14 protein-coding genes and 5 tRNA genes are annotated in these 15,638 nt (G+C 49.1%); 1 reads left to right on the top strand and 18 read right to left on the bottom strand.

Annotation, left to right across the window (positions count from 1 at the left end; all coding sequences use genetic code 11):
- Positions 1 to 55: 55 nt before the first annotated feature.
- The 18 genes from rpoB to Pan54_RS00445 all read right to left on the bottom strand — a co-directional run bounded on the left by rpoB (position 56) and on the right by Pan54_RS00445 (position 14,891).
- Positions 56 to 3,775, bottom strand: coding sequence for a DNA-directed RNA polymerase subunit beta (gene rpoB / locus Pan54_RS00530; protein WP_146501553.1), 3,720 nt, complete (start codon positions 3,773 to 3,775; stop codon positions 56 to 58).
- A gap of 59 nt (positions 3,776 to 3,834) precedes the next feature.
- Entirely contained in the window at positions 3,835 to 4,233 is a 399-nt protein-coding gene (locus tag Pan54_RS00525) for a hypothetical protein (RefSeq protein ID WP_146501552.1), read from the bottom strand.
- Between the two features lie 46 nt (positions 4,234 to 4,279).
- Positions 4,280 to 4,696 carry a 50S ribosomal protein L7/L12 gene (gene rplL, locus Pan54_RS00520; RefSeq protein WP_146506258.1) on the bottom strand — a complete coding sequence of 139 codons (417 nt, stop codon included), beginning with the start codon at positions 4,694 to 4,696 and terminating at the stop codon, positions 4,280 to 4,282.
- A gap of 117 nt (positions 4,697 to 4,813) precedes the next feature.
- Positions 4,814 to 5,329, bottom strand: coding sequence for a 50S ribosomal protein L10 (gene rplJ / locus Pan54_RS00515; RefSeq protein ID WP_146501551.1), 516 nt, complete (start codon positions 5,327 to 5,329; stop codon positions 4,814 to 4,816).
- Positions 5,330 to 5,412: 83 nt separating this feature from the next.
- A complete protein-coding gene (gene rplA / locus Pan54_RS00510) occupies positions 5,413 to 6,120 on the bottom strand; it encodes a 50S ribosomal protein L1 (protein ID WP_146501550.1) in 708 nt (235 codons plus the stop codon).
- Positions 6,121 to 6,181: 61 nt separating this feature from the next.
- Positions 6,182 to 6,607, bottom strand: a complete 426-nt coding sequence (gene rplK / locus Pan54_RS00505; RefSeq protein WP_146501549.1) for a 50S ribosomal protein L11 — start codon at positions 6,605 to 6,607, stop codon at positions 6,182 to 6,184.
- Positions 6,608 to 6,705: 98 nt separating this feature from the next.
- Entirely contained in the window at positions 6,706 to 7,305 is a 600-nt protein-coding gene (gene nusG / locus Pan54_RS00500) for a transcription termination/antitermination protein NusG (RefSeq protein WP_146501548.1), read from the bottom strand.
- A gap of 207 nt (positions 7,306 to 7,512) precedes the next feature.
- On the bottom strand, positions 7,513 to 7,944 hold the full coding sequence (gene secE / locus Pan54_RS00495) for a preprotein translocase subunit SecE (RefSeq protein WP_207310005.1): 432 nt from the start codon (positions 7,942 to 7,944) through the stop codon (positions 7,513 to 7,515).
- 92 nt (positions 7,945 to 8,036) lie between these two features.
- A tRNA-Trp gene (locus Pan54_RS00490) sits at positions 8,037 to 8,109 on the bottom strand.
- Positions 8,110 to 8,339: 230 nt separating this feature from the next.
- Positions 8,340 to 8,495 carry a 50S ribosomal protein L33 gene (rpmG, locus tag Pan54_RS00485; RefSeq protein WP_146501547.1) on the bottom strand — a complete coding sequence of 52 codons (156 nt, stop codon included), beginning with the start codon at positions 8,493 to 8,495 and terminating at the stop codon, positions 8,340 to 8,342.
- 215 nt (positions 8,496 to 8,710) lie between these two features.
- Positions 8,711 to 9,907: an elongation factor Tu gene (tuf, locus tag Pan54_RS00480; protein ID WP_146501546.1), complete on the bottom strand. Its 1,197-nt coding sequence runs from the start codon at positions 9,905 to 9,907 to the stop codon at positions 8,711 to 8,713.
- A gap of 194 nt (positions 9,908 to 10,101) precedes the next feature.
- Positions 10,102 to 10,173: transfer RNA gene (locus Pan54_RS00475), tRNA-Thr, on the bottom strand.
- A gap of 62 nt (positions 10,174 to 10,235) precedes the next feature.
- A tRNA-Gly gene (locus tag Pan54_RS00470) sits at positions 10,236 to 10,306 on the bottom strand.
- 81 nt (positions 10,307 to 10,387) lie between these two features.
- Positions 10,388 to 10,469: transfer RNA gene (locus Pan54_RS00465), tRNA-Tyr, on the bottom strand.
- 53 nt (positions 10,470 to 10,522) lie between these two features.
- A tRNA-Thr gene (locus Pan54_RS00460) sits at positions 10,523 to 10,594 on the bottom strand.
- 356 nt (positions 10,595 to 10,950) lie between these two features.
- Positions 10,951 to 11,973 (bottom strand): tetratricopeptide repeat protein, encoded by a 1,023-nt coding sequence (locus tag Pan54_RS00455; protein WP_165441498.1) that lies wholly within the window; start codon positions 11,971 to 11,973, stop codon positions 10,951 to 10,953.
- 156 nt (positions 11,974 to 12,129) lie between these two features.
- Positions 12,130 to 13,146: a hypothetical protein gene (locus tag Pan54_RS00450; protein WP_146501544.1), complete on the bottom strand. Its 1,017-nt coding sequence runs from the start codon at positions 13,144 to 13,146 to the stop codon at positions 12,130 to 12,132.
- 314 nt (positions 13,147 to 13,460) lie between these two features.
- The gene (locus Pan54_RS00445) at positions 13,461 to 14,891 is read right to left on the bottom strand and encodes an MBOAT family O-acyltransferase (protein ID WP_146501543.1); all 1,431 of its coding nucleotides are present in this window, start codon (positions 14,889 to 14,891) and stop codon (positions 13,461 to 13,463) included.
- Positions 14,892 to 15,286: 395 nt separating this feature from the next.
- Here Pan54_RS00445 and Pan54_RS00440 point away from each other — a divergent pair, with 395 nt between their 5' ends.
- Positions 15,287 to 15,634 (top strand): hypothetical protein, encoded by a 348-nt coding sequence (locus Pan54_RS00440; protein ID WP_146501542.1) that lies wholly within the window; start codon positions 15,287 to 15,289, stop codon positions 15,632 to 15,634.
- The last annotated feature ends 4 nt before the right edge of the window (positions 15,635 to 15,638 follow it).

Here is a 15,638-nt window from a genome sequence, read left to right as displayed (position 1 = left end):
ATCGCCACCGTCGCGACGATCACATCAGTAATCAGATCGGCTGCAGCTGATCTGATTACGCGGTTGTTTTTTCCAGTTGCATATTCAGGCACAAGCCGCGAATTTCATTGTTGAGAACATCAAAACTGGCAGGAGTGCCAGCCTCCAGAGTATTCTCGCCTTTGACCATCGACTCGTAAATCTTAGTCCGTCCTTCGACGTCATCACTCTTCACAGTTAACAGTTCTTGCAGAATATAAGCGGCTCCATAGGCTTCGAGAGCCCAGACTTCCATTTCTCCGAATCGCTGTCCACCGAACCGAGCTTTACCACCCAGCGGCTGCTGTGTGATCAACGAATAAGGACCCGTCGCACGTGCGTGGACCTTATCATCAACCAAGTGATGCAGTTTGAGCATGTAAATCTGACCAACGGTCGTTTTCTGCTCGTGCGCTTCACCGGTACGACCATCATAGAGCTGGCTCTTACCATCCTTGGGCAAACCTGCCTGATCCATGATGTCGAAAATTTCATTTTCGTCGATACTGTCGAACACCGGACATAAAGCACGGAAGCCAAGCTTCTGTGCAGCCCAGCCAAGCTGAGTTTCGAGGATCTGCCCCACGTTCATACGACTTGGAACCCCCAGTGGATTCAAAATGATATCAACAGGTGTTCCATCTTCGAGGAAAGGCATGTCTTCGATTGGCAGAACTTTCGAAATCACCCCTTTGTTTCCGTGACGACCAGCCATCTTATCCCCGACAGAAATCTGTCGTTTGGATGCGACATAGACTTTAACCATCTGCAACACACCACTCGGCAATTCATCGCCTCGCTTGAGTGTATTCATTTTCCCGTCGCGGGTATCAATGGCTTCTTCAACCGATCGCCATTCTTCCTTGATAATCTTCTTGCAGTCGGCAACTTTTTGAGGACTGCGGATATCAAGCTGATCAAACTTGCCTTTGAATTGTTCCGCATGTTGAGCCAGGACTTTGCTGTCTTCAATCGAGCGAAATTCGACACCATCGTCGTCAGCAAGATGTTTATCCAATGCCGCTTCGAAGATTTTCAAGAACGCTTTAAAGGCCTCAGCAACCAGTTCGTTGCCTTCATTTTCAGCTTGCTTGAGTTCGGTTTCGTAACTCTTCTTTTCGACTTCGGTCAGACTCATTCTGCGAGAGAAGCGTTCCGTTTGAATCACGATTCCTTCAACTCCCGAAGGAACCTCGAGAGATTCGTTTTTCACATCTTCGCCAGCACGACCAAAAATGGCATGCAGCAGTTTTTCTTCAGGTGTCAGTTCCGACTTCGCTTTTGGAGTCACTTTGCCGACGAGGATATCGCCAGGAGAAACTGGAGTTCCAACCTGAACGATGCCGTTGTCATCGAGATGACGTAGTGCTTTTTCGCTAACGTTCGGAATGTCCCGTGTAAATTCTTCGCGTCCTAGTTTGGTCTCGCGAATTTCGACATCAAATTCATCGATATGAATTGAAGTATAGACGTCTTCTTTCACGAGTCGTTCGGACAAAATAATCGCATCTTCGAAGTTGTAACCTTCCCACGACATGAACGCGACCAGCACGTTTCGTCCGAGGGCGAGTTCACCATCGCGGGTCGCAGCCGTATCACACAGCAGCTGACCTTTTTTGACTTTTTCGCCCATTGAAACCAAAGGCTTCTGATTCAGACAGGTTCGTTCATTCAGTCCGGTGTACTTGCGAAGTGGGTGCTTGAGGCCATCGATTTCAATGACAGTCGCATCAACATACGTGACCTTACCGGCTTTTTCAGCGTAGACCGACATGCCAGTATTTTCTGCGACAATCTTCTCCATCCCTGTGCCGACAACCGGTTGCTCAGTAATGAGCAAGGGAACGGCCTGACGTTGCATGTTCGAACCCATCAGGGCACGGTTCGCATCATCGTGTTCCAGGAACGGAATCAAACCGGCGGAGACCCCCGTCATCTGACTTGGTGAAATATCGAAGTACTGGATGTTCGGCTTTACAGTCCAGACAAATTCGTGGCGATAACGGGCCAGAATTCGCTCATCGACGATCTTACCATTTTCTAATGGTGTATCGGCTGGAGCCACATAAACCTTAGCTTCTTCATCGGCTCGCAACCACTCGATTTCGTCGGTCACCTTTTCGTTAACGACCTTAAGATACGGCGTGATCAGGAACCCATAATCATCCACTTTGGCATAAACACCAAGACTTGAAATCAAGCCGATGTTTGTACCTTCCGGTGTTTCAATCGGACAGATTCGACCATAGTGGGAAATGTGAACATCACGAACTTCGAAACCTGCACGCTTACGATTCAAACCCCCTGGACCCAATGCACTCAGACGACGTTCGTGAGTCAACATTGCCAATGGGTTAGTCTGGTCGACAACCTGAGACAATTCACTTCGACCGAAGAAGAACTCGATGGCCGCTGAAATACTCTTAGGATTCACCAATGTCCGGGGCGTCATTGTCTCGACATCTTTGAGACTCATGCGCTCCTGAACAGTACGTCGAAGCTTCAGGAAACCTTTGCGGATTTCGTCGTTGGCCAGTTCATCAATCGTTCGCAGACGGCGGTTACCGAGGTTATCGATATCATCGACATGAGCAGAATCGTCATCGCCACGCAAGCGCATCAGGTAATGAATCGAGTTGGCAAAGTCTTCGGGACGCAGTGTCATTTCGTCATCAGAAATATCCTGCTGGAATTTCCGATTGATACGGAATCGACCAACTCGGCCGAGACGATAGCGATTCAAGTCAAAGAATTTCTCTTTGAACAGTTCAATCGCCTTATCCAACTGAGGCGGATTACCAGGTCGTAAACGCTGATAAATCCGCAACAACGCCTCTTCGTGACTTGTTGTCGTATCTTCCAGAATACTGTTGAGGATCAGCGGATCAGTTGCTTCCGTCTTTACAACTTCAATCTGCTTAATGCCTGACTCAAGCAGTTCGAGAGCCTGCACTTCAAGAAGCTTGTGTGCACACTCGACAATAATCTCGCCACACTTTTCATGACCTGAAGGGTAAATCACATCTTCAGCTGCAACCCGACCGGTAAATTCAGAAGCCTCTGCCGTTTTTGAGATCTTAAGCGATTCCGTCGGATGAAACATTTTAACCAATTCCGCATCGGTCGAATGCCCTTTATCCATGGCTCGCAGGAGCGTCATTGCGGAGAACTTTCCGCTTTGATCGATACGAACCCCCAGCGTTTCCTTTTTACTGATCAGCAATTCAATCCAACTGCCACGTTCAGGAATAATACGACAGGAGTGAGTCTTACGCTCTCCCGGCTCGACATTAATCACAAAGTCGACACCTGGAGACCGATGCAACTGACTGACGACGACACGCTCGGCTCCGTTGACGATAAACTCGCCACCGCCCAGCATAATCGGCAGATCGCCAAGATAAACCTCCTCTTCGATCGCCTGCTCTTTTTGCAATCGCAACCAGACCCTCAGAGGACGACCATAGGTCAATCGCAACTGACGGCATTCCACTGGGGAATAACGCGGCTTACCCAGCTCGTACTTGACATATTCGAGGCGAAACTGTCCATCAAAACTTTCGACCGGGAATATTTCCCGCAATATTTCCTCAAGCCCAACTGGCTTACGACGGGCAGGATCCACATCAGCCTGAAGAAACCGTGCGTAGGAATCCGTCTGAATCTTTGTCAATCCGGTCATTTCAAAGTCGGACTGCAACTTGCCCGTGTTTCTTGTAACACTTGAGCTGATAATGCGTTGCACAGGTACAGGCATAGACTCTCTCCCCTAATTCCCATCAACTGGTTGAATCAAATTTAAATTATTGCCAAGTATCAATCTTGTTTGGCGTTTGGCAAATATTCTGTGGCTTGCAAGTTCATGAGCCGAAATAATGGTTTGCCCTTTAAGGCATCTCTGGAATATTCACGCCAGTTGTCGCAAATACGGTTTTCCCCAAGACCACCGCGATTGAAGATAACACAAGCAATTCCCCCCTGATATCTCCCAAGCAAAGGGGCTTCGCCTGCGCACAGGGAAGCCGGCACAGAAGTAGAACTTCCACGCGACAATGGGGTGATAGAATTCTCGAGCTTGAAGCAATGACGCACGTATTGACCGGATAGCAGACCTGATGCAATTCTTGACTGCCAAATGGTAACCTTATTTGAAAAAAATGCAACAGAATGGGAAAAGAAAACACTTTCCCCATTCTGAATTGGCACTTTAGGCATCAAAGATGCTGTATGTTAGCTTTGATGCAACGGCAACAGAAAGCAATTACTTGATTTCTGCAGTTCCGCCGGCAGCTTCAATATCAGCCTTGATTTTTTCAGCATCTTCTTTCGAGACACCTTCTTTGAGGGGCTTTGGAGCTCCTTCAACAGTATCTTTGGCTTCTTTCAAACCGAGTCCGGTAATTGCACGGACAGCCTTGATGACGCCGATTTTCTGATCGCCGAAGCCAGTCAAAATGACATCAAACTCGGTTTTCTCAGCTGCAGCAGCTCCGCCGCCATCATCGCCACCACCTGCTGGAGCAGCCATCATCACACCGCCACCGGCAGGCTCAATGCCGTGGACTTCTTTGAGATAATCAGCCAGTTGTTTGGCTTGCAGCAATGTCAAACCGACAATCTGATCGCCCAGGCCTTTAGTTTCCTCTGAAAATTCTGTTGTTGCTTCGGCTGTCGCCATGACATCCCCCTCGTTTATCAAATAAGTGACAGTATATCCGCTGATCGTACCCTGCTCAGCAATCTTAATCATTTACGCGGCAGGCGTACGCCGCAATTACGCTTTAAACCAGGGCGATTAAGCCTCGGCTTTTTCCTCGACAGCCTTCACGCAGCCTGCCAGCTTGCCGCCAGGCCCCAACAGGGCTCCTGCCAACTGGCCACCAGGGCTGAGAATCAGACCAGCGATTTGTGAAATCAATTCTGCTCGACCCGGGCTTTTGGAAAGTTTCTCGACACCCTTTGTGTCCAGAGGCTGGCCTTCAACGCTGGCCCCTTTCACCTGCAACGGTTCGATTTTTTTTGCCCATTTGGTGACCTCTTTGGACAAGGCAACAATATCTTCGCCGCCCCACACAAGAGTCGATGGCCCCTTCAGGACTTCACCCAGAGCGGCTCCCGCCTCACCGAGCACCTTGCGGGCCAATGAATTCTTGACCGTCAGCAAATGCACATTCTTTTCCTGCATTGCCTGGCGAAAACCGTTATCCGAAATCGCATCCATTCGAGATGAATCCACAACCAAAACATCACGGGTCCCGTCCAGACGAGACTCGATATCCTGCATGACCATCTCTTTGACAAATTTGCTCATCGAAGCACCTTAAACCAACTTCAAATGGACTTGGTCGCAGCGACACAACGCCCGATACGAACCGAAATAATGGATCAACTCAACTAAACAGCAACGGAAATCCCAGGACCCATCGTGCTCGAGAGAGCCACATTACGGACATAAACACCTTTTTGAGCATTCGGCTTCAACGACTGAACGTGCTGAAGAAACGCTTCTATATTCTCTTTCAATTGCTCTTCCGAAAATGACATCTTCCCAACTACGCAATGAACATTGCCGCTGGAATCATTTCGGAACTCAACCTTACCTGCTTTGTACTCTTTCACCGCATTAGCCACATCCTGCGTGACAGTGCCCGCTCGCGGAGATGGCATCAAGCCACGAGGCCCGAGAACTCGCCCGAGTGGACCAACAACTCCCATCATATCCGGAGAGGCAATCGCGACATCAAAGTCGAGCCAGTTCTCTTTGAGAATCTTGTCAGCCAGGTCTTTTTCGCCGACCTCGTCTGCCCCGGCAGCCTTTGCGGCAGCCGCTGCATCACCCTTGGCAAAAACAATCACCCGCTGAGCCTTACCAATACCGTGCGGCAAAACAATTGAACCTCGAACGAGCTGATCAGCCTGCCGGGAATCAATCCCAAGGCGAATCGCAACTTCGACTGTTTGATCAAACTTACAAGGCTTCGTACCTGTTTTCAGTGAAGACTCCATGGTCTTCAATTCTGCGACTGCTTTTTCCAGATTGACCGTGCCAAGCGATTCCGCTTTGGCTCGCAATTCCTGCATGCGTCTTGAACGTTTAGCCATCTCGATAACCTTAATTCCAACAACTCTTAATTCTGTATATTCAGCGAGACCCAAGGTCAGACTAATCAACAATTTCCAGACCCATACTGCGAGCAGTACCCGCAATCATTCGTGATGCCTGCTGCACATCTTTGACGTTCAGGTCATCCAGCTTTGTCTTAGCGATATCTTCAAGCTGCGACTGTGTAACACGACCGACCTTATTTGCCAGAGGATTACCTGACCCCTTGGCAATTTGAGCAGCCTGCTTCAGCAGAACTGCTGCTGGTGGACTCTTAGTGACAAAATCAAAAGAGCGATCATTGTAGACCGAAATCACAACAGGAATTGTCACGCCAGCGAACTCTTTGGTCTTCTCGTTAAACTGCTGAACGAACTGACCAATATTCACCCCATGAGGCCCCAGAGCCGTACCAACCGGCGGAGCCGGAGTGGCCTGACCACCGACGACCTGTACCTTAATCACCTTGACAAGCTGCTTAGCCATATTATCTCACCTTATCGCCAGACACCTGACGGACCCTTAACGGATCATTTTCTTCTCGAAGCCCCTCAACACAACATCTTGCCCGAAGGAACCGGAGCCTAAATCTTCTCAACCTGCCAATGCTCCAACTCAACAGGAGTTGGTCGGCCGAAGATTTCAATCAATACACTAATTTTTCCACTGGCGTCATCAATGGCCTCAATGGAGCCTTCGAAGCTCTCAAAGGTCCCTTCGCCAATCTTGACTGTATCGCCAACACCCAGGTTGATTTTAACCTTAGTGGGCTCTTCCTCCTTAGTCTCTTCCTGCCCAAGCATGCGGACAATTTCCTCTTCCCGCATTGGAATTGGCTTGCCGGCAGAGCCAGTAAAGTCACCAACCCCTCCGGTATCCCGCACCAGATACCAAGAGTCATCATTCAGGATCATCTGAATCATGATATAGCCAGGATAAAGACGCTGCTCTCGGACCCGCTTCTTTCCACTCTTCGTCTCTACGATTCTCTCTGTCGGTATAATGATCTCGCCAAAATATTCATCGAGATGATCCCGCTTAATTCGACGCAACAACGCATCACGAATGGTGCGTTCACGATTCGACTGCACCTTCAGCACATACCAGAGCATATCTGGCTTGCCTGAGGCAGCTTCATCATCCCGTGAAGGAATTTTCGAATTGTCGATATCCAGATCATCCATGGAACGAGGTTCACAACCTATCCAAAATTAAGTGCTCACGAATTCCAGTCAACCGACAACTAAGCGGTTTCGGTAATTCGTCCCCGAGCAAAGAAACGGGGATTATGGAAATCTCGCTGCTGAATTTCAAGTGCCAGACGCCTATAGATTTGAAGAAATCCAAGCGCCGAGGATATTTTCCTGAAAAACGTCGAGAACTTTACCCAATCAGACCTTCAGAAAGCCCACCTGGGTAAACACAAACTGCCAGATAACATCGAAGGCAAAGAGTGAGACCGCCAGAAAGACCATAACAACGAGCACCACAATGGTAGCTCGCCATAACTGTGGCCAGGTTGGCCACGAAACTTTCTCCATTTCCCCTTGCACAGAAATCAAAAAATCAGCTGCACGAGGGTAATTAACAATACGATACGCAAACCAGCACCCCAAAGCCCCGGTAACTGTCGGGATAATTAGTTGCAGATTTGGATCAAGGCCACTGAGCAGGTTGATTTTCATCGTCCAGGCAGCAACTATGAAGACCGCAGCAATGGCCAGACCAGTAACCTGACGAACCTGCTGGCCCTGAGCTCGCTTGTACAGACTGGCTGAAAACATTTCTGCAAGCAAACCAGACGACGACTTAGATTTCGACATACTTCCTGTCCCGCCGAACAATATGTTCTTTATAAACTCGAAACAAATTGGTGTCGCAACTTAACCATTCATGGCAAAGTTAAGACATTAAACACGGGCGGAGAGACTTGAACTCCCAACCTGCGGATTTGGAATCCGCTGCTCTGCCAATTGAGCTACGCCCGTTGATATTCAGTACACAGTTACACTCGCCCAAACCCTGGCACTCAAAGCAAACCCTTGCATCGCGTGCCAACTCATTGCCTCAAGCCTGCACTTACCTCTTAAAACAACACCAGAACCCGAGCAGCAGCTGTGAACCCGAACCCACCGGCCCCGAATTGGATCAAGAAAATAGCACAACGAGCCCAGCCTGCCTAGTCGAGATGAATTGCCCAGGCGACTGACTCATTCGATTATTTCTTGCGAGATTCTTTGTGAGTCGTATGCCTTCGGAGTTTTGGGCAGTACTTCATCAGCTCCAGGCGTTCGGTACCACGCATCTCTTTAGGCACACGATAATTACGCATGCCTGTCTCAGTGCATTCCAACCAGACATACTCACGAGCCATATCAGTCACCCTCAAACACTATTGATTAGATCAGTAAAATAAAACGTCTCTCAAGAAAACCAAGCCTCGCCCTTGTTCATGCAAGAGCGAGGCTGGTGAAATTTCTCATTCAGCCTTACGGCCGCAGCTTCGCCTTTGATTCACTTCAGTGACTATCAGCAGGAATCAACCCCTACAATTAACGTCAACTAAAAAACCCAAGGCATCGAGTAAGACTACTCGAGAATCTTAGTAACAACACCAGAACCGACAGTTCGGCCACCTTCGCGAATAGCGAAACGGCTTCCTTCGTCCATGGCGATTGGCTTCTGCAGCTCAACTTCCAAGGCCACATTATCGCCCGGCATACACATTTCTGCACCGCCGAGCAACTTTGCTGCACCAGTCACGTCCGTTGTGCGGAAGTAGAACTGTGGGCGATAGCCACTGAAGAACGGTGTATGACGACCACCTTCCTCTTTACTCAGAACGTAAACTTCACACTCAAAGCGGAAGTGAGGAGTGATCGTGCCAGCCTTTGCCAGACACTGCCCACGTTCAATGTCATCTTTTTCAACACCACGCAACAGCAAGCCAACATTATCGCCAGCCATTCCGGAGTCGAGTGTTTTATTGAACATCTCAACCCCAGTCACAGTGGTTTCCTGAGTGTCCCTCAGACCAATAACCTGCACCTTATCACCAACATTGACCACGCCACGTTCGATACGACCAGTCGCCACAGTACCGCGACCTTTGATCGAAAAGACGTCCTCGACGGCCATCAGAAATGGCTTATCAGACTCACGCGAAGGCTCTGGAATATCGTTATCCAGCGCGTCGAGCAGATTCTGAATACAAGCACCAGAAGCCTCATCAGAAGGATTTTCCAATGCCGCTTTTGCATTTCCGCGTACAATTGTGATGTCATCGCCAGGGAAGTCGTACTTGCTGAGAAGCTCACGAACTTCCATTTCGACCAACTCAAGCAACTCTTCATCGTCGACCAGGTCACACTTATTAAGAAAGACAACCAGAGCAGGCACGTTCACCTGACGAGCCAGCAGGATATGCTCGCGAGTCTGAGGCATCGGACCATCAGCAGCAGACACAACGAGAATCGCCCCGTCCATCTGAGCAGCACCGGTAATCATGTTTTTGACATAGTCGGCGTGACCCGGGCAATCGATATGTGCATAGTGACGACCGACCGATTCGTATTCCACGTGACTCACTGCGATTGTCACAGTCTTCGAATCATCTCGCACGGTACCACCCTTGGTGATTTCCGCATAACTGAGAGATTTCGCCAGCCCCTTGGCAGCCTGAACCTGAACCAGGGCAGCTGTCAGTGTGCTCTTGCCGTGATCGATGTGACCAATAGTTCCCACATTAACGTGAGGTTTTGTACGCTCAAAGACTTGCTTAGCCATCTCTTAATTCCTAGCTCCGAAAAGACGGTCCGAACCCTGACTCTCAGGATCCGTCACTTAATACCACGATTTTGAATGATAATCACCGTATGACAATGACGCGAGCGATTACGGCGGTGAATTCATATACCGCAATCGCCTTTTCGAGGTCAAGCAACCAGCCATTCCTCAAAAGCAAGCCTTAAGCAGGCCAAAGCTGCTGATGGGACTTGAACCCATGACCTCTTCCTTACCAAGGAAGTGCTCTACCACTGAGCTACAGCAGCAGCGCTTTTCACTGTGTTCCAACTAACTGATTCGTCACTTGAATTTTGTCATTTCCTCAAAAAGCGGGTGAAGGGAATCGAACCCTCACGACCAGCTTGGAAGGCTGGAGTTCTACCATTGAACTACACCCGCAGGCATGCACGCTGCAAAGCGTACACATCCAGAGGGGGTTTCGGCAAGCGTGCCTGCGAAACTCACTCTTTTCTCACAGAATGGGGACGACAGGATTCGAACCTGTGAAGGCTGAGCCATCAGATTTACAGTCTGACCCCTTTGGCCGCTCGGGAACATCCCCAGACATTCCTCACACTTCAATAATCGACAGGTCTGCCGATTGCCTGAAGTGAAAGCTAGCGGAGGGATTTGAACCCACAACCACCGGTTTACAAAACCGGAGCTCTGCCGTTGAGCTACGCTAGCAAAACAAATTTTCAGGATTGTTTCCCGCATAGTCTCTGACACAACTAATGCTGTCTGCAGAGGTACGCAGGCACGAACGGAACCCAATCGCAAGCGGCGAACTATAACGATATGACCGCATGTTGCAAGTCTAAAAATAGTCAGCCATCAGCGTTTAGGTACAATTCATCAATTTTCATATCCTAACGAATCTCGGAAATCGGTCAACGGCAGGCATATGAGATGGCGTCAGAATACGAGGCTTCATTGAATCCAGACACAATGAATATCAATCGGTTCTCAGAATTTGCGCAAGAATTATTCGGTCCCACCAAACACGGCCTTCCCGATTTTGGTGTCCAGGAATTGAAAAACCGCTATTTTGGGCCCCATTCTGGAGGTACGATATCGATTTCCGTTTCCGAAAGTTTTTGGAGGAGACGGTCGGTTGCGAAGACTGGGCTTACTTGCAGGTCTTTCAGAAAAGGGTGGTCTGAACGGTGTTCATGAGAAGCAGACATGACTGAAGGAGTGTATGCTGTTTGCGGAATTGTTCCTGTGATTGTCGCATAAAAATTTTCAGTTCTCGAATCCCAGTGTTCTGAGTCAGCCATTTTCAGCAAGATTTCTAGAGCTTGTTGAGAAGTACCCGCCTTGTAGTGGGCATAAGCCAGTCGGTATCGATCTCGCGGGGTTGGCTGATCCGTCATTGCATCCGCTTTTGCGAGATGCTCGACTGCGTCTTCCCAGCGCTCAGTTTGCCCATAAGCAATCCCCAGATTCAAATGAGCTCGAGATTCGTCTTCCGGGATCAGATTCGTACGAGTCAGCCCTCGAAGTATTGCCGCCGCCTGGACAGACTCGTGTTTGGCAAGCAGCATTTCAGCCAGTTCTAAAGTTGCTTCGGCATGATTCGGATTGACCTGCAGGACATGATAGTAGGCCGACATCGCTAATGGATGATCTGCCTGCTTCCTTGCAAGCCTTCCTGAAAGCATGATCGCATCGATATTGTTAGGAATTCGGCGAATTGTTTCTTTCAGGGCCGTCTGAGCAAGTTCGTATTCATTTTGTAAATAATACAATTGGGCCAGTCTCAAATAGCCGTGAGGATCGTCTGGCTGTAATTCGAGATATTCTTTCAGTTCGACAATCGCCTGGCTGTAGCGATCCTGCTGGATGGAAAGTTCAGCCAGGTTCCACCAGGTTTCGGCATGATGGGGCTCAATTTTAATGGATTTTTCGAGATGCTGCCTGGCTTGCTCCAGATTCCCTGTTTGCTGAGCGGTGAACGACTGCTCGATGCAATCACGACACAACTCCTGATTATAACCCTGTTTGCGCTGAATCCAGTTGCACCCAAAAATGACAGAAAGCATCGGCGCAAGCAGCAGCCACACGACTATTCTGTCGTTTAAATATCTTATTCCATGATGTTGAGGGGAATCCGGTCGTGGCATGACCAGAATTTCAATCTATGGAAGGGAGTGCAGGAGAGGGTAAAGTGGGAATGGATGATATCAGAAATTGATGAAGTCGGTCGAGACCTCTCAAATTTATGGAAATTGTGCGAATTGACGAGCCGGCATTGATTTTAGATCAAGTCCGATTTTCTCCGCCAAAGCCGTCGTATAGATCCGAGACGCCTGCTCATCCATGTGCAACCCGTCGAAGAACATCTCGTTGGTGAGCCCGGGGATGAGCCGGCAATCGATCAGTTGAGCAGATGTACTCGAAACCACTTCCAGCAGTGCAGAGTCAAATTCGTAGTATTCAGGCACTGGCATCGCAACAAGAATTACCTGCACATCATCCTGCTCCGCCAGAGCGATGAACTTCAGAAGTCGCTCATAGGAGACCTGTACCTTTGGGGATGCTGATGTTGCAATTTGCAGTCGACCATTCAATTGATCCATACCTTCCCGATACTGAGGAATGACTTGATCCAGCACTCGCCGTTGCAGCCGATCCCGATTCGCCATCGCAGCTGAGACGCGACAGAGTTGAAATGAAATCTTCTGTTCGAGCGTTTTGAGATCAAACCGGCCGAGGTCTTCCGGATCGTTTCCTGCACCATAGTAATAGGCGAGTCGATCGAGATGGTTAGAGGGAGCATCCCGCAAATGGTTTCCTTCAAAACCGACGATCATCACTTCTGGAGGACGGCCAGCTTTTTTGAAGTAGGTCTGATAAGCATAGAACCAGTCTGCCAAGGCGGTGTTATCGGGGTTCATCTTGACGGTTTTGACTGTGAGATCATAGTCGTCGGCCACGATCTGGGTGAATAGTTCCTGGTCGATTCCATATCGCGTGAGTGAATTCCCCAGGAATAATGTGCGAAGTTCGTTGGGTTGGGCAGCCTCTGCAAGCTCGCGCGAAATCTGTTCGAATGAATTCAGATGGGCAATATCCTTGGAGAGAATTTCCCCGCGAAAACGGAAGACGCTTTCCAGTGCAAGAAACGTTACGAGTACGATCAACAGCACACCCCACTCGGCTCGAATCATTCGTCGACGTTTTGTCGGTCGAGTGATATCGGCCTGTGGCTCGATTTCCGGTGCTTGTGTGGGCATGCAAATGCTCATCGTGTTTCCGTTTCTAACTTGTGTTGGGTGGCACGTCCCTGAGCAACGCGAAGGGCGTGGAATTTCGCAATCGCCACGCCCATCACTTCGTTCTGGGACGTGCCACCCTCGTCTAGCTATTTACCTTTTGATACAAGCCTTGTTGGTCAGGCACTGTCTGACGAAATTGACTTTTGAGTTTTCATATTGTCATCACTTCAGATTTAATAATGACTCATGGGATATCCGCCTCGAATGATGCTTGCCCTGCTGCGCGATGCAAGCATGGCACCAGATACTAAAAACATATCACTGCAGGGATGTTAAAATTGAAAGTAAATAAAACTGCTGGCCACTGGTGGCGGGAAGCAGAGACACATCATTAAGGCATACGAATAGGCCAGTCCTCGCCAGCCCCAGTGAATCTGGAAGGACTCTTCTGCTTTCGCACCGAATTCCTGCCAGGCTTCAAACAACAACAATGGCCCCGCGCAAAACATCAGCATGCCGGTGATCAGTGAAACGGTTGGCGTCCACGCCCAGCTGCCCGTCATGACTATCATCATTTCCCAGGCTTGCAGAATGCTTTCAGCCCGGAAGAGGAGCCAGGTCAGGCAGACGAAGTGGAACATCAGAAACATTTTGCCGCCCCGCAGCAGGGCGGCTTGGAACAGTGCAGGATCAGAGACCGGTTCTTTTCGTTTGGAAGTTGCGAAGTATCGATAAGCTGCCAGCAAAGCTCCGTGCAAAGCTCCCCAGATGATGAAGGTCCAGTTGGCTCCGTGCCAAAGCCCGCCCAGCAGCATGGTCAGCATCAGATTGCGATAGGTCATCAATTCGCCATGACGATTGCCGCCGAGCGGAATATACAGATAATCCCGCAACCACTGAGACAAGCTGATATGCCAGCGTCTCCAGAAATCACTCGGGTCGACCGCGAAGTAAGGTCTACGGAAGTTGACCATCAGGTCGAAACCGAGCCATTTGGAGATGCCGCGGGCAATGGCCGAGTATCCAGAGAAGTCGCCGTAGATCTGGAAAGCAAATGCATACACACCGACCAGAACTTCGAGTCCGGTCAACTGTGATGAAGGCGTATCAAAAATCGCATTGACGAGCACCGCCATATTGTCGGCGACCACAATTTTCTTAAAGAGGCCGAGGATGATCAGATACAGCCCCGCCTGAAAATCGCCCGGCTGGTAAGTGCGAGGTTGAATCACCTGAGGCAGAAAGTGCGAGGCTCGTTCTATCGGCCCTGCGACCAGTTGCGGGAAGAACGAAACATAGACGGCAAAATCGAGCAGACTGCGTGTCGGTTTGCAATCGCCTCGGTAGACGTCGATCGTGTAACTCATCGTCTGAAATGTGTAGAATGAGATTCCGACGGGCAGAATGACGTTCAGTGTTGGCAGTAATAACGGCACACCGACAGTTTGCCCCAGTGTGACCAACTCATTTGCAAAGAATCCGTAGTATTTAAAAAAGGCGAGAATCCCGAGGTTTGTACAGATCGACAAGGTGACGAACGCTTTGCGTTTCCAGGCAATTTTTGAGGAGTCGATTCGCAGGGCAACGAAATAATCGATGATCGTTGAGATGGCGATTAAACTGAGAAATCGCCAGTCCCAGCAGCCATAAAAGAAGTAGCTGGCAATCAGCAATAATACGTTTTGACCGCGATGCCTGCAGGCAAAATACAGCATCAGCACGACGGCATAGAAAATCCAGAATGTGAAACTGTTGAAGAGCATGCGAACTGTCGTGCTTGAACAACTGAGGGAATTTTGACTGATGAGAAGCCAGTTGATGCTGGCAGTCTTCGCTCAAGATTAGTTCAAAGCGTGCGGTTCGAAGAGAATTATTGAACCACGGTTGACTCATCCAGAAGAGAGAAGTGCAAGCGAGTCGGATCCTGACGATCGTGCAGATTATTCAGGATTATTTCCGCATGTTTCATTTCACAAGCACGAAGCGCAAGTAGGTGTATTCGAAAATTGTATTAAAAAAAGTCCAAAGATTTTCAGATCTGCACAGAAAACCAGTTCTCTTCAGCAGATTTCTGGATATCGTGAATATAGAGACATTCATTATCCGAATGTGTGGGAGCGTGATGGTTCACGTTCATTTATCAATCAGGAGAGCAGTCATGAAATCGTTTTTAAGCACTTTAACCATTGCTGCAATGCTTATCGCATTCAGCACAGCGAACGCCTTGGCTGATCGCTACAGTTGGCGTCCAGATTCCAGCCGGGACTATAACAGCGGAATTTACAGTAACGGGTACAACAACAATTACCGCATCCCGAATTACGGCACCTATTATCGCGGCTATGGCAACTACAACTATGGGAGGCCGTATAATTACGGAACCTACTACGGCCCAGGATATGTGCCGTACAACACGTATTACGGACCACGAAACTACCAGTACAACTATCAGTACCAGACATTTCCGTTTCCGAGCTATCAATACCAGTATCACTACAATTATTAAGCGA

Origin of the sequence: Rubinisphaera italica, from assembly GCF_007859715.1 — a bacterium.
GTDB lineage: Bacteria > Planctomycetota > Planctomycetia > Planctomycetales > Planctomycetaceae > Rubinisphaera > Rubinisphaera italica.
The sequence above is the reverse complement of the archived record's forward strand: the minus strand, read 5'-3'. Positions and strand labels throughout refer to the sequence as shown.